The 21,797-nt window shown below is 66.6% G+C and carries 23 protein-coding genes; 13 read left to right on the top strand and 10 right to left on the bottom strand.

Features of this window, described 5'->3' with window-relative positions:
* Nucleotides 1–202: 202 nt before the first annotated feature.
* From Q9Q95_RS15605 to Q9Q95_RS15585, 5 genes are all read right to left on the bottom strand, one after another.
* Nucleotides 203–1,789: a serine hydrolase gene (locus Q9Q95_RS15605; protein ID WP_306098062.1), complete on the bottom strand. Its 1,587-nt coding sequence runs from the start codon at nucleotides 1,787–1,789 to the stop codon at nucleotides 203–205.
* A gap of 105 nt (nucleotides 1,790–1,894) precedes the next feature.
* Nucleotides 1,895–2,656, bottom strand: a complete 762-nt coding sequence (gene flgH, locus Q9Q95_RS15600) for a flagellar basal body L-ring protein FlgH (RefSeq protein ID WP_306098061.1) — start codon at nucleotides 2,654–2,656, stop codon at nucleotides 1,895–1,897.
* A gap of 18 nt (nucleotides 2,657–2,674) precedes the next feature.
* Nucleotides 2,675–3,115: a flagellar basal body P-ring formation chaperone FlgA gene (gene flgA / locus Q9Q95_RS15595; RefSeq protein ID WP_306098060.1), complete on the bottom strand. Its 441-nt coding sequence runs from the start codon at nucleotides 3,113–3,115 to the stop codon at nucleotides 2,675–2,677.
* Nucleotides 3,115–3,897 carry a flagellar basal-body rod protein FlgG gene (gene flgG / locus Q9Q95_RS15590; protein ID WP_306098059.1) on the bottom strand — a complete coding sequence of 261 codons (783 nt, stop codon included), beginning with the start codon at nucleotides 3,895–3,897 and terminating at the stop codon, nucleotides 3,115–3,117. The genes flgA and flgG overlap by 1 nt, the downstream gene beginning before the upstream one ends.
* A gap of 23 nt (nucleotides 3,898–3,920) precedes the next feature.
* Entirely contained in the window at nucleotides 3,921–4,661 is a 741-nt protein-coding gene (locus Q9Q95_RS15585; protein WP_306098058.1) for a flagellar hook-basal body complex protein, read from the bottom strand.
* A gap of 117 nt (nucleotides 4,662–4,778) precedes the next feature.
* On the opposite strand from Q9Q95_RS15585, the gene Q9Q95_RS15580 reads away from it, so the two are divergent.
* From Q9Q95_RS15580 to Q9Q95_RS15560, 5 genes are all read left to right on the top strand, one after another.
* Entirely contained in the window at nucleotides 4,779–5,324 is a 546-nt protein-coding gene (locus tag Q9Q95_RS15580; RefSeq protein WP_306098057.1) for a flagellar basal body-associated FliL family protein, read from the top strand.
* Nucleotides 5,321–6,346, top strand: coding sequence for a flagellar motor switch protein FliM (fliM, locus tag Q9Q95_RS15575; RefSeq protein WP_306098056.1), 1,026 nt, complete (start codon nucleotides 5,321–5,323; stop codon nucleotides 6,344–6,346). Before Q9Q95_RS15580 ends, fliM begins: the two co-directional genes overlap by 4 nt.
* Nucleotides 6,343–6,726 (top strand): DUF6468 domain-containing protein, encoded by a 384-nt coding sequence (locus Q9Q95_RS15570; protein ID WP_306098055.1) that lies wholly within the window; start codon nucleotides 6,343–6,345, stop codon nucleotides 6,724–6,726. The genes fliM and Q9Q95_RS15570 overlap by 4 nt, the downstream gene beginning before the upstream one ends.
* Nucleotides 6,726–7,286, top strand: coding sequence for a magnesium transporter MgtE N-terminal domain-containing protein (locus tag Q9Q95_RS15565; protein WP_306098054.1), 561 nt, complete (start codon nucleotides 6,726–6,728; stop codon nucleotides 7,284–7,286). The genes Q9Q95_RS15570 and Q9Q95_RS15565 overlap by 1 nt, the downstream gene beginning before the upstream one ends.
* Nucleotides 7,287–7,401: 115 nt before the next feature.
* Nucleotides 7,402–7,734: a YnfA family protein gene (locus tag Q9Q95_RS15560; protein ID WP_306098053.1), complete on the top strand. Its 333-nt coding sequence runs from the start codon at nucleotides 7,402–7,404 to the stop codon at nucleotides 7,732–7,734.
* A gap of 281 nt (nucleotides 7,735–8,015) precedes the next feature.
* Here the strand turns inward: Q9Q95_RS15560 and Q9Q95_RS15555 are convergent, their stop codons facing one another.
* Nucleotides 8,016–8,426, bottom strand: coding sequence for a hypothetical protein (locus Q9Q95_RS15555; RefSeq protein ID WP_306098052.1), 411 nt, complete (start codon nucleotides 8,424–8,426; stop codon nucleotides 8,016–8,018).
* A gap of 79 nt (nucleotides 8,427–8,505) precedes the next feature.
* Here Q9Q95_RS15555 and Q9Q95_RS15550 point away from each other — a divergent pair, with 79 nt between their 5' ends.
* Nucleotides 8,506–8,769 carry a hypothetical protein gene (locus Q9Q95_RS15550; protein ID WP_306098051.1) on the top strand — a complete coding sequence of 88 codons (264 nt, stop codon included), beginning with the start codon at nucleotides 8,506–8,508 and terminating at the stop codon, nucleotides 8,767–8,769.
* Complete coding sequence (locus Q9Q95_RS15545; protein ID WP_306098050.1) at nucleotides 8,769–10,538, top strand: hypothetical protein; 1,770 nt, start codon at nucleotides 8,769–8,771, stop codon at nucleotides 10,536–10,538. Before Q9Q95_RS15550 ends, Q9Q95_RS15545 begins: the two co-directional genes overlap by 1 nt.
* A 236-nt stretch (nucleotides 10,539–10,774) precedes the next feature.
* Here the strand turns inward: Q9Q95_RS15545 and Q9Q95_RS15540 are convergent, their stop codons facing one another.
* Genes Q9Q95_RS15540 through Q9Q95_RS15530 form a run of 3 tightly spaced genes read right to left on the bottom strand, consistent with a single transcriptional unit; the run spans nucleotide 10,775 to nucleotide 15,119 of the window.
* Nucleotides 10,775–11,683: a flagellin gene (locus Q9Q95_RS15540; RefSeq protein ID WP_306098049.1), complete on the bottom strand. Its 909-nt coding sequence runs from the start codon at nucleotides 11,681–11,683 to the stop codon at nucleotides 10,775–10,777.
* A gap of 11 nt (nucleotides 11,684–11,694) precedes the next feature.
* Complete coding sequence (locus tag Q9Q95_RS15535; protein ID WP_306098048.1) at nucleotides 11,695–13,791, bottom strand: flagellar hook-associated protein FlgK; 2,097 nt, start codon at nucleotides 13,789–13,791, stop codon at nucleotides 11,695–11,697.
* A 26-nt stretch (nucleotides 13,792–13,817) separates the two neighbouring features.
* The gene (locus Q9Q95_RS15530; RefSeq protein ID WP_306098047.1) at nucleotides 13,818–15,119 is read right to left on the bottom strand and encodes a flagellar hook protein FlgE; all 1,302 of its coding nucleotides are present in this window, start codon (nucleotides 15,117–15,119) and stop codon (nucleotides 13,818–13,820) included.
* Between the two features lie 215 nt (nucleotides 15,120–15,334).
* On the opposite strand from Q9Q95_RS15530, the gene Q9Q95_RS15525 reads away from it, so the two are divergent.
* The gene (locus Q9Q95_RS15525) at nucleotides 15,335–15,931 is read left to right on the top strand and encodes a DUF6454 family protein (RefSeq protein WP_306098046.1); all 597 of its coding nucleotides are present in this window, start codon (nucleotides 15,335–15,337) and stop codon (nucleotides 15,929–15,931) included.
* Between the two features lie 389 nt (nucleotides 15,932–16,320).
* Here Q9Q95_RS15525 and Q9Q95_RS15520 read toward each other — a convergent pair whose 3' ends face one another.
* Entirely contained in the window at nucleotides 16,321–16,761 is a 441-nt protein-coding gene (locus Q9Q95_RS15520; RefSeq protein ID WP_306098045.1) for an avidin/streptavidin family protein, read from the bottom strand.
* A gap of 482 nt (nucleotides 16,762–17,243) precedes the next feature.
* Here Q9Q95_RS15520 and Q9Q95_RS15515 point away from each other — a divergent pair, with 482 nt between their 5' ends.
* The 5 genes from Q9Q95_RS15515 (at nucleotide 17,244) to Q9Q95_RS15495 (ending at nucleotide 21,752) form a co-directional block, all read left to right on the top strand.
* Nucleotides 17,244–17,636, top strand: coding sequence for a flagellar biosynthesis repressor FlbT (locus Q9Q95_RS15515; RefSeq protein WP_306098044.1), 393 nt, complete (start codon nucleotides 17,244–17,246; stop codon nucleotides 17,634–17,636).
* 12 nt (nucleotides 17,637–17,648) lie between these two features.
* Nucleotides 17,649–19,004: a flagellar protein export ATPase FliI gene (gene fliI / locus Q9Q95_RS15510; RefSeq protein WP_306098043.1), complete on the top strand. Its 1,356-nt coding sequence runs from the start codon at nucleotides 17,649–17,651 to the stop codon at nucleotides 19,002–19,004.
* On the top strand, nucleotides 19,001–19,429 hold the full coding sequence (locus Q9Q95_RS15505) for a hypothetical protein (protein ID WP_306098042.1): 429 nt from the start codon (nucleotides 19,001–19,003) through the stop codon (nucleotides 19,427–19,429). The genes fliI and Q9Q95_RS15505 overlap by 4 nt, the downstream gene beginning before the upstream one ends.
* Nucleotides 19,426–20,478, top strand: coding sequence for a peptidoglycan-binding protein (locus tag Q9Q95_RS15500; protein WP_306098041.1), 1,053 nt, complete (start codon nucleotides 19,426–19,428; stop codon nucleotides 20,476–20,478). Before Q9Q95_RS15505 ends, Q9Q95_RS15500 begins: the two co-directional genes overlap by 4 nt.
* A 227-nt stretch (nucleotides 20,479–20,705) precedes the next feature.
* On the top strand, nucleotides 20,706–21,752 hold the full coding sequence (locus tag Q9Q95_RS15495) for a sigma factor-like helix-turn-helix DNA-binding protein (protein WP_306098040.1): 1,047 nt from the start codon (nucleotides 20,706–20,708) through the stop codon (nucleotides 21,750–21,752).
* Nucleotides 21,753–21,797 lie beyond the last annotated feature (45 nt).

Here is a 21,797-nt window from a genome sequence, read left to right as displayed (position 1 = left end):
GACAGAGAAACCCATGATAATTTCCTTCTTGGACTAGAGCCGCTTCTGCGGCCCGGACCGGAAGACGCCGATCCGCGGCCTGACGCATGCGCGTCCTGCAACTTCATCATGGGAAGACTTCGGGACCGACCAAAATCGGACTGGTAATTTAAATGGTTAGCAAAAGATTAGGAGACCTTCGGCCCTTTCGAGACCTCTCGGTTCAGGGAACCGGCACGAACGCCAGATGCTGATAGTCGAAGCTGAAATCGGCGAGCGGTGAGAGCGCCCTCATCGTAACACCGGTCACCTTGCCGCCGCCCACCGCGAAAGTGACGATCGCATCCTCGCCGGCATCCCTCGCGAACCGGGTGCGGAACGTGTCCGGTCCCCAAGGTTCCAGCGCGCTCTTGAACACCGGCGTGGGCGTGAAGTCGATCGTCAGCTTGCCGCGCTTTTCAGCGACGACGATGTCGCCGTACCAGGGATCGCGATAGCGTCCAGCATAGGAAGCGAGCGGCAGCGACGGACCGCCGGCGGGCGCCTTGCCGATCCCGCCCTCGACGCTCGCCAGCGCTTCCGCCTGCGCCGCTTTCGAGCGCGCGCCATAGGCACCGACCCAGTCGAACGCGGGGGCGTCGATCAGCCGATCGAGAATGGCGTTCCGGATCGCCGACGAGACGCTCTCCTCGACATTGCTGAACACCGACACGGCGATCCCGCGCGAGGGCAGCAGGCCCGAATAGGTCACCTGGCCCGAAAGTCCGCCGCTATGCTGGATCATGCGCAGCCCGCGATAGTCCTGGACGAACCAGCCGAGCGCGTAGGTCTGGAGGATCGGCCGAACGGGATTCTCCGGTGTCGGCCCCTCGCTCGAGGCAGTGATCGTGGCCGGCGTCCACATCTCCTTCGCCTGCTCGGGCGACCAGAGCTGCTTGCCGTCCGGCAGCTTTCCCTGGTCCAGCTGCAATTGCAGCCATTTCGCCATGTCGGCGATGCTGGCGTTGATCCCGCCCGCGGCGTCGATCGCGGGCCCCTCGTCGGCCTGAACGACCTCGAGCTTGCCGATACCGCGCACCGGCGGGCCGAGCCGCGCATGCCGGCCCGCGACATTGTCGGTCTTCAGCGCCCCGCGCGAGGCCACTGCGTCGGCCATCCCCGCCGGGACGAGGATCCGTTCTTCTATGAACCGGTCCCAACCGATCCCCGACACCCGCTCGATCAGCAGGCCGGCCACGAGATAGAGGATGTTGTCGTAATCATAGCCGGCGCGGAAGCCGCGCACCGGCTTGAGGTGCGGCAAGGCCTTGAGCACGTCGGCGGCGCCATGGCTCGATTGCGGGAAATACATCAGGTCGCCCGCGCCCAGCGGCAGCCCCGAGCGATGCACCAGCAGATCGCGCACCGTCATCATCCGGGTGACCGCCGCATCGTGCATCCGGAACTCGGGCAGATGCTTGAGTACCGGATCTTCCCAGCCGATCTTGCCTTGGTCGATCAGCAGCGCCAGCGCGGCCGCGGTGAACGCCTTCGAGTGCGACGCGATGCCGAAGCGCGTGTGGATGTCGACGGGAGCGGGCTTGCCGAGCGTGCGCACGCCATAGCCCTTGACGAAGGCGGGCTGTCCGCGCCGCACCACCGCCACCGCTATTCCGGGGGTGTCGAAGGCCTGCAGGAACGGCCGTACGATCGCATCGATATCGGCTTCGCCGAGGTCCGCGGAGCGCGCCCAGGCGGGCAATGCCAGTCCCGCAAGGCTCCCCATCGACAGCGCCAATGCCTGCCGCCGGGTCGTCTCGAATCCGCTCATGCCAACCCCTTTGATCAAGAGCAGCGATGCTAGCGGTTCCGCGCGCAAAAAAAAGGCCCGCCCGATTGCTCGGACGGGCCCCACCCCTCCCCCGAAGGATTCAAATCAGAACGGGAACAACGCGTCGTAGATCTGCTGGCCCCAGCGCGCCTGCTGCGCGTCGGTGAGCTGACCCTTGCCGCCATAGATCACGCGCGCCTCGGCGATCTGCGAATGGTTGATCGAATTGTCGCGGGCGATGTCCTCGGGGCGGATGATGCCGGTGACGATCAGCTCGCGCATCTCGAAATTGACCCGCACTTCCTGCTTGCCGCGGATCATCAGATTGCCGTTGGGCAGCACCTGGGTGACGATCGCCGCCATCGTCATGTTGATCGTCTCGGAACGCGCGGTGGTGCCGCCGCCGGCATATTTGGAACCCGAATTGGTCTCGAGCGCCGCCGCGGCATTGTTGCCGAGCAGCTTGGCGACCGGCGCGATGCCGAGCAGCCCGCCAAGCCCGCCATTTTCGGAGCCGCCGCGGGTGCGCGAGGTGTTGTTGCCGATATCGGCCTTGTCCTGGATGTTGATCTTGATCGTCAGGATGTCGCCCATCTTGCCCGCGCGCTGATCGCGGAAGAACGCGCCCGCGCCCGTGCGGAACAGCGACGCGCTCGCCGTTCCGGCCGGCTGCTGCATCGCCGCTGCGTTGGTCGGACGACCGCCGCTGCGATCCGAAGGCATCGCCAGCGATGCCTCGACTTCGGGTGCCGCCACCGGATCGATGCCGGAGAGCTTGGGCGCCTTGCCCACCTGCTGGAGACGCCCGACGGCGCCGCAGCCCGAGAGCGTGGCGCCGAGCGCCACGAGAAGAATGATCTTACGCATGTTCAGATTCCCTGTGAATTACGGTGCGGCGATCCGGACGGTGCCGGAGCCTTCGATCGTTCCATCGAGCGTGCGATTGGTGGTATTGGTCACCACCCGCACCATTTCGCCCTGCCCGCCGCCGTTCAGCGCGCGGCCCGAGGAGGTGATCACCAGCGCGCCGCTGACGATGCGGATCGTCACCGGCTCGCCGCGCCGCACGAGCTGCGGCTTCATCAGATCCGAGCGTCGCACGATCATGCCTGCGGTCAGGTTGCGCGCGGCCTCCATGCCGACGGCATCCTCGGCGGCGAGCGCGCCGCGCGCCGCTGCCGGCGTGCGTGCCTCGCTCTCGAAGTCGCCGCGGTCGAGCCGCGTGCCCTTCTCGATCGGATGGGCGAGGACGGAGACCTGCACGTCCTCGGCCGGAGCCGGGACGGTCCCGGCGCCGAGCAGCGCCAGAGCGAGCAGCGCGCTCATCAGCGCAGCTGGCTGGTCGTCGCCAGCATCTCGTCGGCGGTCTTCACCACGCGGCTGTTCATCTCATAGGCGCGCTGCGCGGTGATCAGCGCCGTGATTTCGGCAACCGAATTGACGTTCGAACCTTCGATGAAGCCCTGGCTCAACGTGCCGAGGCCGGGCTCGCCAGGAGCGGCGACGGTCGGCTGGCCCGAAGCCGAGGTTTCGAGGAACAGATTGTCGCCCTTCGCCTCGAGCCCGGCGTCGTTCATGAACGTGGCGAGCTCGAGCTGGCCGACCGTCTGCGGCTGCGGATCGCCCGCCACGAGCACCTGGACCTCGCCGGTCTTGGAGATCGTTACGTCGACCGCTGCCTGCGGGATGGTGATCCCCGGCTGCACCGGATAGCCGTCCTGCGTCACGAGTTCGCCCTGATCGGACACGCCGAACGAGCCGTCGCGGGTGTAAGCGGTGTCGCCCGAAGGCAGCGTGATCTGGAAATAGCCGCGCCCGGTGATCGCCACGTCGTAGCGATTCTCGGTCGCCTGCAGCGCGCCCTGCTGCTGGATGCGATAGACGCCGCCGGTCTTGACGCCGGCGCCGATCTGGATGCCCGAGGGCGCCCGGGTCTCGTTGCCGGTCGCGGTGCCGGGACGCTCGATCTGTTCGTAGAGCAGGTCTTGGAACTCGGCGCGCTGGCGCTTGAACCCGGTGGTGTTCATGTTGGCGATGTTGTTCGAGATGACGTCGACATTGGTCTGCTGCGCGAGCATGCCGGTCGAAGCGATGGAGAGCGAACGCATATAATCTAGCCCTTTCTGGAATGTCAGCCGACGCGGCCGAGCCGGTCGATCGCCTTCTTGCGAAGGTCGGACATGCTTTCGTTGAGGTTCATGCTGGTCTGGTAGGCGCGCAGGATCTCGACCATGTCGGTGGTCTCGACGATCGCGTTGACGTTCGATCCCTCGACCCCGCCCGACTTCAGGCTGGTTTCTGCGGCGCTGAGCTCGCGCCCTTCGCGGCCGTTCATCATGCCGTCGCCGCGCGGATCTAGGTTCGCCTCGTTGAACACGGTGACCGTTATGCGGCCAAGCGGACCGTCGGGACCGATCACGCTGCCATCCGGAGAAATGCTGAGGCGGCCGGCGCTCTCGGGCGGCACGCTGATCGGCTTGCCGCCTTCGCCGAGGACCTTCTGACCTCCCGCGGTGGCGAGTTCGCCGCTCTGCAGCACCTTTATATAGCCTGCACGCGTATAAGCGGTGCCGCCGCCCGGCGCCTCGACGCTCAGATAGCCCGGCCCCTCGATCATCACGTCGAGCGGATTGTCGGTCAGCTGGAAACCGCCCGCCGAAGCATCGTGCACCGCGCCGTAATCGAGCACGTACGACGTCTTCCGGGCATCGGGCGTGACCGTGGTCTCACCCTGCTCGACATATTCGCGAAACACCGGCTTTTCGCGCTTGAAGCCCACCGTATTCATATTGGCGAGATTGTTCGCGGCAACGTCGAGCCGGCGCCGAAGCGCCTGTTCCTGGCTCAGCAATACATAAGACGAGATGTCCACCGGACGGTCCCTTCAGAAATTTGTCGCTAGGCAGAAATTGCCGGGTGACCATCCTATAATAGAGGGAAATCAGCCGGCGCGGTTGCCGGTACGCTGATTTCGAAAGGTGCCAGGGAAATGTCGTCACCCGAGATCGTCGAAGAAGGTGCAGAGGGCGCAAAGCCCGCCACGCCGAAGTCGAAGAAGAAGCTCATCATTATAGGAGCGGCTGCCGGCGTGCTGTTGCTCGGCGGCGGCGGTGGCGCCGCGATGATGCTCTCGGGCGGGTCGGCCAAGGCCGAGACCACGGCCGAAGGGCATGGCGAAGCCGCGCCCGAAGGCGAAAGCGGCGGCCATGGCGATGCCGAGGGCAAGAGCAAGGAAGCCTTTGTCGACGTACCGGCGATGGTGGTGAATTTGCGTTCGCCCGACGGCGCCTCGCGCTTCCTCAAGATCCACTTCATGATCGTGCCGGGCGCCAAGGGCACCCCCGAGACGCTCAAGGATAAACTGCCTTTGATCCTCGACGCCTATCAGCCTTTCCTGCGCGAACTGCGTCCCGAAGATCTCGCCGGTTCGGCCGCGGTCTTCCGGATCAAGGAGGAGATGCTGGTCCGCGCCACCGAAGTGGCCGGGCCGGGCATGGTCAAGGACATCCTCATTCAGGACCTGGTCCAGCAATGATCGATCTCGACGATTTCGACCTTCCCGAGCCGCCCGTCGCGCCGATGGGCGTCGACGGCGATGTCCGCTTCGACCAGTCCGACATCGACGCATTGTTCGGCGATCTCGGCGGTCCGGTCGCGAAGAAGAAAGGCCTCCGTGCGGTCATCGAGTCCGCGGTCATCAGCCACGAGCGTCTGCCGATGCTCGAAGTGGTCTGCGATCGCATGGTCCGCTCGTTCGCCAGCTCGATGCGCAGCCTCACTTCGGACGCGATCGACGTCAGCCTCGAGAACGTCACTTCGATCCGTTTCGGCGAGTTCATGAACCGCGTGATGCTCCCGGCGATGGTCGGCGTGTTCAAGGTACAGGAATGGGAGAGCTTCGGCCTCGTCACCGTCGAATCGAGCCTGATCTATGCCGTGGTCGACGCGTTGCTCGGCGGTCGTGGCGGCGGTTCGCCGACGCTGATCGACGGCCGCGCCTTCACCACGATCGAGACCGGGCTGGTCTCGCGGATGCTCGGGCTCGCGCTCAAGGATTTCTCGACGGCGTTCGAGCCGATCGAGCCCATCAACATCGACCTCGAGCGCATCGAGAGCAATCCGCGCTTCGCCGCAATCGCCGGCACCTCGAACATCTGCGCGATCGCCACCTTCCGCGTCGACATGCTCGGCCGCGGCGGCGAATTCACCCTCGTGTTCCCTTATGCGACGCTCGAGCCGGTCCGCCACAAATTGCTCCAGCGCTTCATGGGCGAGAAGAGCGGCCGCGACAGCATCTGGGAAGCGCACATGGCTTCCGAGATCCGCAAGACCAATGTCGATGTGAACGTCGTGCTCGGCGAAAAGGCCATGGCCATCGCCGAACTGAAGGCGCTCGAGGTCGGCCAGACGATCGCCTTGCACAAGAGCCCCGACGACGCGCTCGACCTTGCCTGTGGCGGCGTCACCCTCGCCCAGGCCCAGATCGGCCAGCGCCGCGGCAAGGTCGCCGTGCGCCTCGTCAACGATGTCTCCTCCCAGGGAAAGACCAAATCATGAGCTTCGCCATTCTCGCCAACGCGCTGACGATGATCCTGTGCATGGCCGTGCTCGTGCAGAGCGTCCGGATGATGCGGTCCTTGCGCACCGTCAAGGACGGCGCGCTCACCGAAGTGGTGACCGCGCTCGAAAAGGCGACCGCCGGCGCCCGCTCGGTCCTTTCGGAGATGAAGTCCACGCTCGGCACCGATTGCGCCCAGCATGCCCGTCTCGTTGATCAGGCTCGCGGGCTGCGCGACGAGCTTTCGGACATGATCGGCATCGCCGACGCCGCCTGCGAGCGCGTCGTCAACGCCGTCAGCCTCGCCAATGCGGTGCGCTCGATCGAAGCTTCCGAAGACGAGGAAGCCGAGACCAAGCCCGAAGCCGAGCTCGCCTGATGGCCCGCCCTTCCCTTCTGCTGATGACCGCCGCCGCCTCGGCGCTGGCGGTGGTCGCCAACGCCACGACGATCGCGTCGACCGCGACCCAGAGCAGCACGCCCAAGACCCGGCTCGGCAGCTCGATCGAGCAGGACATCGCCGAACGCGATGCCGCCGCCGCGCGCCGCAAGCGCGGGCTCGATCTGCGCGAACAGGCGACCAAGGCGGCGCAGGCGCGTCTCCAGGCCGATCTCGAAGCGCGCCAGAAGGAAGCCGAAGTCGCAGCCGCCCCCGGCGCTGCCGCCGGTGTCGCCGAAGCGCCCGAGGCACAGTTCGACGAACTCGCCCGCATCTATCAGGCGATGAAGCCGAAAGCCGCCGCCGTGGTCTTCGAACAGCTCGACATGGAAGTGCAGATGAAGGTCGCGCAGCGCATGCGCGAACGCTCGACTGCGATGATCATGGCCGCGATGACGCCCAAGGCGGCAGCGGCGCTCAGCATGGCGCTCGCCCGCAAATCGGCGCGCATGGCCGCGGCCGCACCGCCGCCCCAGGGAGGCGCTCGCGCGCGCAAGTAACCGCCAGCCGAAGCATGACAAAAAAGGCCGGGGAGCGATCCCCGGCCCTTTCGACATTTTCGTGTCGACACCGATGCCCCCTAGCCGGTGCGGGGCGGTCCTGCGACAACAGGCCATGACACCCCTCGCATATCTGGGCGCGGCGTTGGCCGAGATCGCCGGCTGCTTCGCATTCTGGGCATGGCTGCGGCTGGACAAATCGCCGTGGTGGGTGGCGCCGGGTATTGCCTCGCTCTGTCTGTTCGCCTGGCTGCTCACCTTGGTCGATGCCGAACATGCCGGCCGCACCTATGCCGCTTATGGGGGAGTCTATATCGTCGCGGCGATAGCCTGGCTCTGGCTCGCCGAAGGGGCGAAGCCCGATCGCTGGGACCTGATCGGCGCCGCAGTCTGCCTCGCCGGCACTGCTATCATATTGTTCGGCCCGAGGGGCGGGCAAAGCGTGTAGCCCGCAGGAGTACGCTATAAGCGGAACGGCGAGGACCGCCCAGTCGCTGCCATCCCCCGCTCCTGCGAAGGCAGGCTCCTGGGGTTATGCAGTCCTTCGCTATCCTGGGCTCCTGCCTTCGCAGGAGCACACGCCGGAAGCGGCTGCTCAACACTGGCTATCCGCGGCCGGCAGAGCGGGCGCCAAAAGCTGCCAGCCCGCTGAGGCCCCAATTGCAGACAAGCACTCCAGCTCCGGAAGGTACCCGCCTCCCCTCGCAACCGCACGGCCCTTCGGCCGCCTCAATTATGCTCGGCGGCGATCTCGACGATCAGCACGCGGGTCAGCCCCGGATCGGCGGCCTTGAGCGCGATGTTCAGATCATGATCGAGCCGCCCGGCGTCGATCGCGCGCAGCCCCGAGGCATTGAGCCGGGCGAATTCCAGCGCGGCGGCGACGGTGGTCTGGCGCAATTCGGGCATCCTCGCGGTCGCACTGGCGGCAGTCGCGGCATCGTGCGCCTCGAGCACCAGCTTGAAGCGCATGTTTCCGGCGATGCGGTCGGCCTCGATGATCGGCACGATCATTTCTTCCATCGGCACGAGGTTGAGCCCCCCGGCACCGGCGCCACCGCCGCCGGACGCCTGCGCCCCGCCGCCCGGGAGGGGCACCAGCGCGATCATCAGCGCAAGCGTGGCCAGACCTCTACGCACGTCAAAACTCCATGGCTCGGGCGGTCAAGTGCGCGCCCATGCCTCTATAATAGAATGAAATGAGCCAGAAGGTGTCCCAGTGAGTCACGATCAACGTCCCGGACGGATGCGCGTCGTCCAGGATCCGTCCGCGTCCGACCGCCGTCGCGGCAATGCGGTGACGGCCGAGGCCGACACGAACTCGTTCGAGGTCACCGGTGGCGCCGGCACTGCGGTCGCCACCAGCGCCGTTGCCGCTGCCGGCAAGGTCGCCCTTCCTTTGCTTCCCGCCGGTTTGTTCCTGCTCGCCTGCGCGGCGGGCGGCGTGCTCGTCGCAGTTCTGCGTCCGCTGGGCCTCGGCTGATGCGGACCGCGCTCATCGCCTTGCTCGCCGGCGCTGCCACGGCGACGCCGCACGTCGCCGCCCCTGACGCGGCGCCGGCAGTCAAGGCCGGCGTCAACGCCGCCGCCGCGACGCTACCGCCCTTCGCGGCCGAACTCGCGCAAATGCCGATGATTTCCGGCGCCTCGGGCTGGCGCGGCGAGACCGGCGAGGCCGGCTGGGCATTGCTCGCGACCTCGGGGTCCGGGAACCGCCAGCTGCGCCGCTGGAACTATGCGCTCGGCCTGATCGGCGAAGGCCGCGGCGCCGATGCGCTCGGGGTGCTCGACGTGATGCAGTCCAGCGATCGCGATCTCGGCCTCGTCGCTCCCTTTCTGCTCGCCCGCGGCGTCGCCTTCGCCCTTGTCGAGCGCGACGAGGACGCGGTGTCGGCGCTCGCCGCCGAAGAACTCGCGACCAATCCCGAGGCCTGTGCGTGGCGGATGCGCGCACTCGCCCATGCCGGCGACGCGCAGGCCGCAGTCCGCCAGGTCAATTGCGCGCTACCCGCGATCAACGGCCGTAGTCCCGATGCGCGCGCACCCTTCGTGCTCGCCGCCGCCGGCGCCGCGATCGACGCCGGCCAGCCCGGCCCGGCGCTCGCCTGGCTCAAGCTGTTCGGCGATCAGGACCCTCACGCCAACGTGCTGCGCGGACGCGCGCTCGTCGCCACCGGCGATCCGCAGGGCGGCAAGCTCCGTCTCGAGCGCGCCGCGGTCAGCGGCGGCGTCGAGATCAAGGCGCAGGCGAAGCTCGGCACGATCGAGGCCGGCCTCGCCACCCACAGCCTCGCCCCCGCCGACGCGCTCAAGCAGCTCGACGCACTGCGCTTCGGCTGGCGTGGCGGCGCGATCGAACGTCGCGCGCTCGAGATCCAGCTCGGCCTCGCCAACGAAGCACACGATCTGCGCGGCCAGCTCCGCGCCGGCGCCGCGCTGATCCGCTATTTCAAGCTCGGCACCAAGGCCGCACCGATGCTGGCCGAGCTGCAGGCGGCGCTCGCTGCCGCGCTCGCGCCCGACAGTGGCGTGCCGCTGCCCGAGGCTGCCGGCCTCTATTGGGATTATCGCGAGCTCGCCCCCGCCGGCGCCGAGGGCGACGCGCTGGTGCTGCGTCTCGCCGGCCGTCTGCAGGACGCCTCGCTCTACGCCCGCGCCGCCGAATTGCTGCAATATCAGCTCACCCGGCGCGCGCAGGACGTCGCGCAGGGCCCACTCTCGGTCAAGGTGGCGTCGCTCCATATCCTCGCCGGCCGTCCCGATCGTGCGCTCGAGGCGATCCGCACCACCGAACAGCCCAGCTATTCGGACGCGATGCGCCACGATCGCAAGCGGGTCGAGGCGATCGCGCTGCATCGGCTCGGCAAGGTCGACGCGGCGATGGCCGCGCTCGACGGCCTGCCCGACGCCCACGCGATCCGCGCCGAGATGCGCTGGCAGGTCAAGGATTGGGGCAATTTCGTCACCGAAAACGCTCTGCCCGCGCCCAGGGCCGGCCTCAGCGAACCCGCGCAGGCCGCGATCCTCCGTCAGGCCGTCGCGCTGGCGATGCTTGGCCGCGAGGACCAGCTCGGGGCGTTGCGCGCTCGCTATGCCGCCGCGTTCAAGACCTTGCCGAGCGGCTCGGCATTCGACGTGCTGACTCACAAGGTCGGCAGCATCGATCCCGCCGCGATCGGCGCCGCGATGACCGCGATCCCCCAAGCCAGCCCCGCCGGCGCGGCCGGCGACCTGCTCGACGCGGCTTCCTGACGCGGCCAGACAGAACATTCCCGATCCTCCCCCGCAAGAGGGCGGTGTCGCCGCAGGCGACGGAGGGGGAGGAAGCGCATCGCTCGCCGATGTGCTTCCTCCCCCTCCTTCATGCTGTGCATGCCACCTCTTGCAGGGGAGGATTCGAGACCGACCAAGACCGCCTTTGCCGCAAAAGACAAAGGGCCCACCGCGCGTGCGGCAGGCCCTTCGCTATTTTCGAACGCCCGGGCGGATCAGCGGATATAGCTGACCAGGCTGAGGTCGGAGAGCTGCGAGAACACCGAATAGCTCGCCTGCAGCATCGTCTTCTGCTGGGCGAGATCGAGCGCGACCTGGCCGAGATCGGCGTCCTCGTTGGTCTCGATCACGCTCTCCAGCAGCAGCGAGCGCTGCTCGCCGCGCGTGGTCAGCGTCTCGACCTGGTTCTGCTTGCGGCCATTGTCGGCGTTCACCACCCGCAGGCTGTCGATGCCGGCGCCGAGCTGGCCCACCGCCTGCTTGAGCGCGTCCATCTGCGCGGGGGTTGCCTTGCCGCCGATCGTGCCGGCCTGGGCGAGCGTCTGGAAAGCCGCGTACAGATCCTTGCCCACCGCGCTCGCGGTGATGCCATAGGTCACGTCGACGCCATCGGCGACGCGCGCGGTCGACCGGACCCCGTCGTCCTTGAAGGCGTCGGCGACGCTGGTCGTCGCGACCTGGGCGAGCGTATCCGGCGTGAACGGATGGCCGTCGGTCTGCGAACCGGCGAACAGCGGCGCGCCGCCCTCGCTGCTGTTGAGCGACGTGCGATACTGGCTGAACGCCGTCTCGATCGCTTCCTGCAGGCCAGCGACGTCGCCGGTGCCGATCGCGTTGAGGATGTCGGTCTTGAGGTCGCCGACGGCGTCCTCGATGCCTTCGAGATGCCCCTGATACAGCGACAGCGTCGTCCCGACGCGCTTCGACACGGTCGACTGCGCGTCCTGCCGCGCGAGCAGGCTGTGCGCCGAGAGGTTGCGGACCGTCTCGGTGCCGAGATCGGCGAAGTCCGACGCCTTCTTGCCGGTGGACAGGCGCTCCTGGGTGAGCGCCAGCGCTTCCTGCGAGCGCTGGATCGCGCTCGACATCGTGCGCTGGAGCGGAATGGTGGCTACGCGGGTCATAAGGGTTCCGATCAGACCATGTTGAGCAGGGTGTCGTACATTTCCGACGCCGTGGAGATGACCCGGGCGGCGGCCGAATAGCTGTTCTGCAGGATCACCATCTGCGCCAGTTCCTCGTCGATATTGACGCCCGAGAAGCTGTCGCGGCGGTTGACTGCATCGTCGCGTCGCGCCGAGGCGTCGAGCAGATTGCCCTCGGCCTGGCTCGCCTCGAGACCGGCGCGGCCGAGCAGCAGGCTCGAGAAGCGCTCGATCGTGGTCGTGCCGTCCTTGCCCATGTCGATCGCACTGGCCAGCTTGTCGACGAACGCAGTCGCGCCGCGGGTGTCGCCCGCGCCGAGCGCCTTGGCGCCCACCGCGGCATTCTCCTGAAAGCGTGCCAACGGCAGCTTCGCCGGGCTGGCGAGCACTTCGGGGCGCACCTGCGCATTCTCGAGCCCGCTCGAAGCGCCGGTGAGGCCGAGCATCGCTGCGAAACCGCGCCCGGTGCCGAAGCGGTCGGTCGAATCCGACGGAACCGAAAGCGTCGCGCCCGACAGCGAGCCGGTCGGCTCGAAGCGCATGCGGCCGCGATCGTCGAGGCTGAAATCGCCGAAATCGCCCAGAGGGCTGGCGTTGAGCTCGGACACCAGATCGCCGACGTCGCCGCCCGATGTCGGAGTCAGCGTATAGCTGGTCAGCGCACGCCCGGTGGCATCGCGCAGCGTGATCTGCGCGGTTTCGCCGGTGGCAAAGCCATGCGGGTCGCTGGCCACGAAACCCGGGGGGACCAGCGAACTCGAATCGCTGCGAACCATGTCGTTGAGGCCGAAATATTGCGAGACGCCGACGCCGGCGCGGTCGCTCGGATTGGCTGCATTCTGCGCGACGACCACGCCGTTGCCGGCACCGTTCGCCTTGATGCTCAATTTGCCGTCGGTGAAGCTCGCGGTCGCGGCGCCGCCGAGGCCGGCATTGATCGCCGTCACCATGTCGTTGATCGTCGCGCCGGCGGGCATCGCGCTGAAGTCCACGCTGGTCTTGGCGACCAGAGTCCCGTCGGCCTTGGTCACCGCAAAGGTCGCGGCACCAGTGAAGCCGAGCCGGTCGCCGCCGACCAGACCGGTCTGGCGGCCGTCGAGGGTTGCGGGCGGCGGCACGGTGCTGCCGGCGTTGGAAACCGAATTGAGCGCCTCGGAAAGCCCCGAGAACAGCACCCCCATCTGCTCGCTGAACGCGGGCAATGCGCGATCGCGCAGATCGAGCAGGCCGCCGAGCTTGCCGCCGACCGCCGCGGAATCGAGCTTCTCGCCTGTCGCCGCACCCATCGCACCGCTGTCTTCGGCGAAGCGGATCTCGATATTGGGGTAAGTGGGCTGCGAAGTGCCGGCGCCGCCATTGGGATAGGAAAGCTGGCGCAATTTCTTGTCGAGCAGCACGCCGCCATTGGCCGTCTCGATCGTGACGCGGCCGTCCGGCTGATCGCGGACATTGACGGCGATCAGGCCGCTCAGTTCCTCGATCGCGCTCATCCGCTGATCGGCGGCGCCGCCGACATTCCGGCCCTGCCCGGTCGCCGAGGCGACGGTGCCGTTGAGGTCGTGGATGCGCTTGAGCAGGCTGTTGATCTTGTCGACCGAGTAGCCGACCTCGGATTCGACATCGCCGCGCAGCCCGCTCACGTCGGTCTGCAGCTGCTGCATCGAATCGATCGCGTCCTGCACGTCCGAGGTGAACACCGCGACGGTCTGCGCCGAGGATTGCGAACCGGTCATCGCCACTGCCGAGGCAGTGATCGAATCGAGCCGCGCCGGAAGTCCCGACGCCGCGCCGGGCTGGCCGAGCAGCGACTGGAGCCGGTCGAGATAGCCGGCGGTTACGTCCGCGCGGCCATAATCGCCCGCGCGGCGATAGACATTGGCCTCGAGGAAGCGGTCGGCGACGCGCGAAGGCTCGCCTACCACCACGCCGGCGATCTGGCCCGAGACCACGCCGGTGGTCAGGTTGACGCGCTCGCGCGCATAACCCGACACGCCGACATTGGCGATGTTGTTCGAAACCGAGCGGAGTCCGGCCTGGGCTGCTGCCAGGCCGGAAACCGCGGATCCGAGGATGTGATTGAGCGACATCGCCTAAAGTCCCGGATCTTTGAGGATTAACGCTTCAGGTCGCTCACTTCGCGGAGCATGTCGTCCACGGTGGTGATGATCTTCGACGAGGCGCTGTAGGCGCGCTGGAAGCGGATCATGTTGGTGAACTCGCCCGCCAGATCGACGGTCGAGGCTTCGAGCGAGTTCGAAGCGATCGCGCCCGCGCCGAGCTCGCCCGGTGCGTTGAGCGTCATGCCGCCCGAGGCGCGGCTGATCGTATAGGCGTTGCCCGACAGGCGGGTGAGACCGTCCGGGTTCTGGAAGGTCGCGATCGGCAGCTGGAACACCGAGCGGGTCGAACCGTCCGAGAAGATCGCGTTGACCACGCCCTCCTTGCTGATTTCGACGGTGGAAAGGTTGCCGAGCATGCCGCCGTCGACGTTCGACGAGATCAGCGAGCTCTCCGAACCGGACTGGGTGATGCCGTCGATGCCATCGTCGCTGCCGATCGCGAGCGTGATCGGAACCGAGCCGGCATTGTTGGTCCAGGTGACGCCGAGCGGATTGAACAGCGCCGCGGACGAACCCGCCCGGTCGAGGCTGCCGTCGCCGTTGAACCTGATCGTGCCGCTGGCGAGCACGCCGCCCGCTGCGGTCACGTCGCTCGCCGGGTTCGCATAGACTTCGCTCTGCCAGGTGTTCGGGCCGGTCTTGATGAAGCCCATCGTCACGCGGTGCGTGCCGCCCTGCGCGTCCGACACGTCGAACGAACGCGAGAATTGCGGGGTGACGGCGCCCGAGGCCATGTTGCCGGCAGTATAGGCACCGACATAGTTCGCGGTGGTCGACTGCAGGTTCATGCGCGCCTGGATGCGCGTGGTCGGCGAAGCGGTGCCGACGAGGTCGCTCACGCGCACCGGCTCGAGTGCTTCGATGCTGCCGGTGTTGGTGTAGTCGCCCGTGGCATCGAGACGCCAGCCATAGAGATAGAGACCTGCCGGGTTGCGCAGGAAGCCTTCCTCGTCGGGGCGGAACGCGCCGGCGCGGGTATAGGCGACGTCGCCGCTCGAATCCGAGCTGGCACGCGTCACGAAGAAGCCGCCGCCGTCGATCGCGAGATCGGTGCTGCTGCCCGAAGCCTGGAGCAGGCCCTGCTTCGAAATCGTCGAAACCGGCGCCGCGGCGACGCCGCCGGCCGAATAGTTGCTCTTGGCGCGGCCGTCGGTGACCATGGTGCGGAACTGGGCTTCGACGCCCTTGTAGCCGACGGTGTTGATGTTGGTGATGTTGTCGGCGACGGTCGCCATTGCGCTCGCTTGAGCGCTGAGGCCGGACACGCCGGCGTAGAGAGCGGAATAGAGGCTCAAGTCATTACTCCTGACGACGCCCGCGGATCGATCGCGCAGGCCACAGGTGCTTTTTAGGATGAAATCCGCCGGGGCTGGCGTCGGTCGGAAGAAATTGCGCGACTGACCTCGGCCACCCGCCGCACCGGCGGATGCGAACCTGCAAGATCCTCAGCGGACGGACGCGAAGAGCACAGGCCAAGTCACAGAGGTATCAGTGGCTTGCAGCTTTTGTGATGCACAACTTTGCCATGGAGCCCGGACACGCAAAGCGCGAGGTAAAACCGATGCTCCGCAAGATCCTGCGATCCAGCTTGCCAAGTTTCATCCTTGTTTTGTCGAGCCTGTCGGTGGCCGCGGCTCCCGATCCGCTCGATCACGCGATCGAGAACGCGCATCTCCTCGCACTATCGAGCTCGTGGGCAACTGTTTCATGTCCAGGGTCTCGAACTCGATGCTCGGCGCATCTGGGTCACCTCGGTCGATCAGGGCAACCGCAGGGCTATATCCATGAATTCGACCGGCGTGGCGGTAAGCTCCTGTGCCGCCTCGAACTGACCGGCGGGGCACGCTATCATCCCGGCGGGATATCGCTTTCCGGCCGTTCGATCTGGATTCCGGTCGCCGAGATGAAAGCGAAGAGCTCCGCGGTACTGGTCGAAGTCGACGCAGACAGTCTCGAGATACGCCGAAAGATCCACGTACCGGATCATCTCGGGTGCGTGGCCGCCTCGGGCGACACGCTAGTGGCGGGCAATTGGGATAGCGAGACGCTCTATATATTCGATCTGCGCAGCAACGCGCAGGTGCGCACCGTGCCGAACCCTCTTTGACTCGCTATCAGGATATGAAGTTCGTCGACGGACAGCTCGTGGCGGGCGGGTCGCTGAATCTGTGGAGCGGTACGGTCGACTGGATCGGCTGGCCGTCGATGAAGCTCAGCCGGACGTTGCAGGCCGGCGCGATCGGACCCGTCAGGCCCCTAGGCCGGGGCGGGCCCTATACCGGCGAAGGCATGGCGACGAGGGCGATGAGCTATGCGTCATCCCGAGGACGGTCCCAGCCGTTTGTTCCATTTCCGGCTCGACGATCGTGGTAACGAACCGCCAACGCGCCCGAGGCAGATCTTTAGAGTGGCTCCGTAATCCCAGAAAGAACTCTGGTTCAGATACTGCTTCTAGGCGCCAACAGCGACTACCCGCTTACAGCATAGCGAACGGCGTTACGGAGCCGCGGTGAAGACGTCAGCCCCGACCAGTACGTGCTCGAAGGGGAAATCGGCTTTCGGCCTCGCGAGATGCCAAACGGTCTTGATCACGGTTTTGCCTGCTATTTCCCGACATGTGCCGGTCCATGCAGTTGCGCTCCCATAAGGCGTCCATCTGACGGAGAAGGTCAGCACAGGTACCACGTCCTTCTTCGGATCGGGCGCGGTGGTGTTCAGCCAACCAATCAAATTGAATGTCTCTCCAGCTGTTCCCGAAGGCGAGGAATACGTGCCGTCGATTCGCCCCGTGGCCGCGTCCACTGACGTGATTGTCATGATAGATTGCAGCTCGTTCGTCCATTTTCCCAATATATTTGAACAACTTCCGGCCGACCAAGCTGGTTGCGCTACGCTAGCGCCAACGATCATGCCAACTATCTTGATATACATTTTCATTTGATCCTCCCACCTTGCCCATACGCACCGACTCGTCAATTTACTCGATTTCAATATACTAATTTTTCTGAACATGATCAACGGTGGAACTTAGGGCATCCTAGCTACATCTAAGTCAAGCTGACGACTCAAGCTTGATGCCATCTGCCAACGCAGGATTTCTGCAAACTCAAGGAAGGATGGCCAATTGCTCTCATCTAGGCTTGTTAAGCCGTCATCAACTTTTTTTTAAGGACCTCCATCAGCGAAAATGGATAGCCCCACTGGGTTGCGAAGCTGTCAACATCGAGCTTAGCCTCTGCGCCGCATCCCGAGCGCTCCCAAAATGGTCTGGCGGAAAACCGTCACTTCTCGCATTTCGAAGATCTCAAAGCTGGCAACGCGAAATCGGCGAACCACTCGGCAAAATTTGCCGGGTGCACCACCCCCGCCTGCAACATCATCCTATAAGAGAAGCAAACGCACTCGAAAGGTTTGTCCCAATGCTCCGCATCACGCTTCGCGACGGCGAGAAGGCGATCGTAAACGGCGCGGTCCTGCGCGCGGTCGGCCGCACGCAGATCGCGGTCGAGAACCAGGTATCGATCCTGCGCGGCCGCGAAGTCATGCAGCCCGAGGAAGCCACCACCCCCGCGCGCCAGCTCTATTTCGCGGCGATGCTCGCTTATATCGATCCGGCCAACCGCGATCAGCACCACGACAATGTCGTCGCATTGATCGGCAATCTGGTCGCCACGCTCACCGCCCCCGAAGCGCGCACCGCGTGCATCGCCTTCGCCCACGACATGGCGCAGGGCGACTATTACAAGGCGCTCTCTGCCGCGCGCGAGCTGATCGGCTTCGAGAACGTCGTCACCGAAGCGCAAGCCGCGTAAGGAACGCCGCGCGTGCAGACTCTCGCCAGCGCCGCCCGCGCGATCCGCACTATGGTGCCCGATCGCCGCTTCGGCAGCGTCGTCGCGGTCCGCGGCGCGCTGATCGAAGTGGAAGGGCTCGCCGGCGTCGCGCAGATCGGCAGTCGCGTCGAGATCCAGGGCGCCAACGGCAAAGTCGAGGCCGAAGTCACCGCGCTCGATCGCAACGTCGCGCTCTGTCTGCCCTTCGTCGATCCGCAGGGCGTCGGCCTCGGCTCGCGTGCCGAGCTCGCCGCCGGCCAGTTCAGCATCCGTCCCTCGCAAGCGTGGCTCGGCCGGATGATCGACGGCCTCGGCCGCCCGGTCGACGGCCTCGGCGCGCTTCCCAACGGCGCCGATCCCCAGCCGATCAAGGCGGCCCCGCCCGCCGCCGCCAATCGCGCGCGCGTCGGCCACCGCATCGAAACCGGCGTGCGCACGCTCGATCTGTTCGCGCCGCTCTGCATCGGCCAGCGGCTCGGCTTGTTCGCCGGCTCGGGCGTCGGCAAGTCGGTCCTGCTCTCGATGCTCGCGCGCTGGACCCAGTGCGACGTCGCGGTGATCGGCCTGATCGGCGAACGCGGCCGCGAAGTTCAGGAATTTATCGAGGACGATCTCGGCCCCGAAGGCATGGCGCGCTCGGTCGTCGTCGTCGCCACCTCGGACGAGCCTGCGCTGATGCGCCGCCAGGCCGCATGGACCACCCTCGCCGTCGCCGAGCATTTTCGCGATCAGGGCCTCAACGTGCTGTGCCTGATGGATTCGGTCACGCGCTTCGCGATGGCGCAGCGCGAGATCGGCCTCGCCAGCGGCGAGCCGCCCGCGACCAAGGGCTATACCCCTACCGTCTTCGCCGAATTGCCGCGCTTGCTCGAGCGCGCCGGCCCCGGCGAGCCCGGCAAGGGCATGATCACCGGGCTGTTCACCGTCCTCGTCGACGGCGACGACCATAACGAACCCGTCGCCGACGCCGTCCGCGGCATCCTCGACGGCCATATCGTGATGCGCCGCGCGATTGCCGAGCGCGGCCGCTATCCCGCGATCGACGTGCTCAAATCGGTGTCGCGCACCCTGCCCCATTGCATGAACGACGATCAGAACGCGACGCGCCTTGCCGCCCGCAAACTGCTGTCGACCTATGCCGACATGGAAGAAATGGTCCGTCTCGGCGCATACAAGGCCGGCTCGTCCGAAGAGGTCGACCGTGCCGTCGCGCTCGCGCCGCAGATCGAGGCGCTGATCAATCAGGGCAAGCATGACCAGGGCCATGCCGATGCCGGCTTCGCTGCATTGGCCGGGATCGTCGCCGGTGATGTGCTCGCCGCCGAGCCCATCGGGATCGCCGCATGACTCCGTTCGACACTGCGCTTCGCGTCCAGCGCCGCGAAGTCGACGCCGTAAAGGTATCGATCAGCGTCGAGGTCGAGCGCATCAACACGCTCGAGACCCAGACCCGGTCGCACGACGCGCGGATGTTGCAGGAGCGCGCGCTCGCTTATTCGCTGCCTTTTGCCAGCGACGCCTGGACCGCGCGGATGAAGGCCGAACGCGCCCGGCTCGACGAGGCCGCCTATCTGGCGCAGGCCCGGCTCGGCCGGCTGCGCGCCCAGGCCGTCGAGGCCTATGGCACGATGCGCGCGATCGAAGGCGCCGCCGAACGCTATGAGGACGAAGCCGAGCGCACGATCGCGCTCGCCGAACAGAATGCGATCGACGACATCGCCGCCGCGCGCTTCCTGCGCGCCCGCGCCGTGGTCCGGAAGCGTTCGGCATGATCAACCCGACCCAGCTCGCCGCGCTCAGCCCGCAGAAGCGCGCGCAGGTCATCTATGCCGAGGCGCAGTCGCAGCTTTCGAGCCGGCTGTGGCGCGCCGCGCTCGGCGACGGCGACAGCAAGGACACCAGCGAAGCCTCGCCGTTCGGCGGCAAGAACATGAACATGGATTCGCTGCTCGGCCTGCTCGGCGGGCGCGAGCCCCTTGCCGGCGCGCAGGCGGGATGCGCCTGCCACTGCGCCTGCAGCTGCCATAAGCCTGCCGCGACCGCCGCGGGCGGCGGCGAGACCGCGATCAAGCGCGCCGGCACCACCGGCGCCGGCACGATCGATCCCGACGAGCCGCGCGCTGCCTATACCCCGGTGACCTTGTCGATTGGCGGCGGGGGCGCTGCGGAAAGTGGCAGTCTTCAGCTCGGTCCCAACGCCCGCTACGCCGCCACCTTCGCCGCCGCCGAGGCGCGCACCGGCATCCCGGCCTCCGCGCTCGCCGCGATCGTCGACGCCGAAGCCGCCAAGACCGGCGACGGCAGCTGGAACACCCATTCGCGCAATCCGCGGTCGAGCGCCGCCGGGCTCGGCCAGTTCCTCAGCGGCACGTGGCAGGATCTCGCGCAGACCCAGGGCACCTGGCTCAACAGCTATGCCGCCGATCGCGGCTGGCTCGACGGCCGCGGCCGGCTGCAGACCGGCAACCGCGCCGAATTGCTCGCCTTGCGCTACGATCCCAAGGCGTCGATCCTCGGCGTCGCGGATCTCGCCAAGACCAATCTCGACCGGCTCGAGAAAGCCGGGGTGCGCGTCCGCACCGACGCCGAGACGCTCGCCAAGGCTGCCTATCTCGGCCACCATCTCGGGCTGGGCGACGCCAAGAAGTTCCTCAGCGGCGGGATCGAGGCGGGCCGCGCCCGCATGCTGCTCTCCGCCCAGATCGGGTCGTCGGCGGCGCAGCAGCGCATCGCCAGCACCGGCGACGCCACCCAGGCGCATCGCCAGTGGCTGTTGGGCTTCATCGACCTGAAAATTCGCCCCGAAACATTCGCGGCTTAAATTTATTCCTATAACGAAAGCACGGTTTACCACTCGCTGCGGCACGGTTACCGGCTCGTAAACCATTGTATATCGCGACTTTCCGCGGGTTTTCGCCCACCTACGGACGATCCCCACTGCGTATTTCTACATATAGGACTGGTTTACATCCGTTAAAGGATTAGGTGGCATTCATCTCCCTGTCGAAAGGGCGGCCTCACGGCGGCTCACGAAACAGGGGATTGCAAATGTCGAAGATCACGATCGCGCTCGAAGCCGCCGTTGCCACCGTCATCGAAAACACGCCCGCCGATGGCAACCGCTCCAACCGCCAGCGCGTCTATGTCGATCGTGCCTTCGCCCAGATCCTCAAGCTGATCGCGCCGCGCATCCGCCACTTCATCCGCCAGTACGGCCTCGTCGCCCATTGGGACGATGCCGAGCAGTGCTGCGCGATCGCGGTTCACCGCGCGATCGAAGCCTATGACCCCGCCAAGGCGCAGTTCACCACCTTCGTGAACTGGCAGATCCGCGGCGAGCTCCAGAGCCTCCGCTTCCGCCTGATGACCGATCAGCGCCCCTCGGCGAAGAAGGTCGAGGCGACCACGGTGTCGCTCAATGCGCTCTCCACCAGCGCCGACGGCGAGGAAATGTCGCCCGAGACGCTGATCGAGGACGAGGACGCTCTCGCCCGCACCGAGGCCGCCGCTTCCGACTATCTGGCCGACGGCGCGATCACCTCGCTGGTCGACGCCTATGTCGATCATCTCCGCAAGGTCGGCATCGAGGCGCTCCGTCGCCGCCCCCGTCCGAAGCGGGAAGAAGCCGCGCTGCGCCGCGAGGGCCCGCGTCTCCGCACCGCCACCTACGGCATCGATCCCGCCGAGCTCGAAAAGCTCGAAGCCAAGCTCGCCCGTGACCGCGACATCGTCGTTCGCCGGGTGTTCCAGGCGTCGACCCTCGACGATCTGTCGCTCGAGACCGGCGTCACCAAGGAGCGCGTCCGCCAGATCACCAAGCGCGCCGCCAAGACGCTCGCCGAGATCGCCGCTGCCGATCCGCGCTTCGCCGTGATGGCAGAATATGATCGCCCCGCGACCAAGCGCCGCCAGCCGGCTCCGGCGACTTCGCTGCTCCCCGATGCCGATCAGCCGCACAACCGCCTCGCCACCGTCCGCGCCATCCAGCCGGCCGAGCTGAACGTCGCGATTGCCGCCCCGGTTGAGAGCGTCGAGCGCATCGAAACGCTGCTCCTCGCCCAGGCCGCCGCTCCGTCGAGCGCCGTGCTGCACTAATTTCGCCGGACCACCCGCGCATCCGTATTCTTCCTATAATGTAGG

The sequence above is a fragment of the Sphingomonas sp. DG1-23 genome, assembly GCF_030730875.1.
Lineage (GTDB): Bacteria > Pseudomonadota > Alphaproteobacteria > Sphingomonadales > Sphingomonadaceae > Sphingomonas.
The sequence above is the reverse complement of the archived record's forward strand: the minus strand, read 5'-3'. Positions and strand labels throughout refer to the sequence as shown.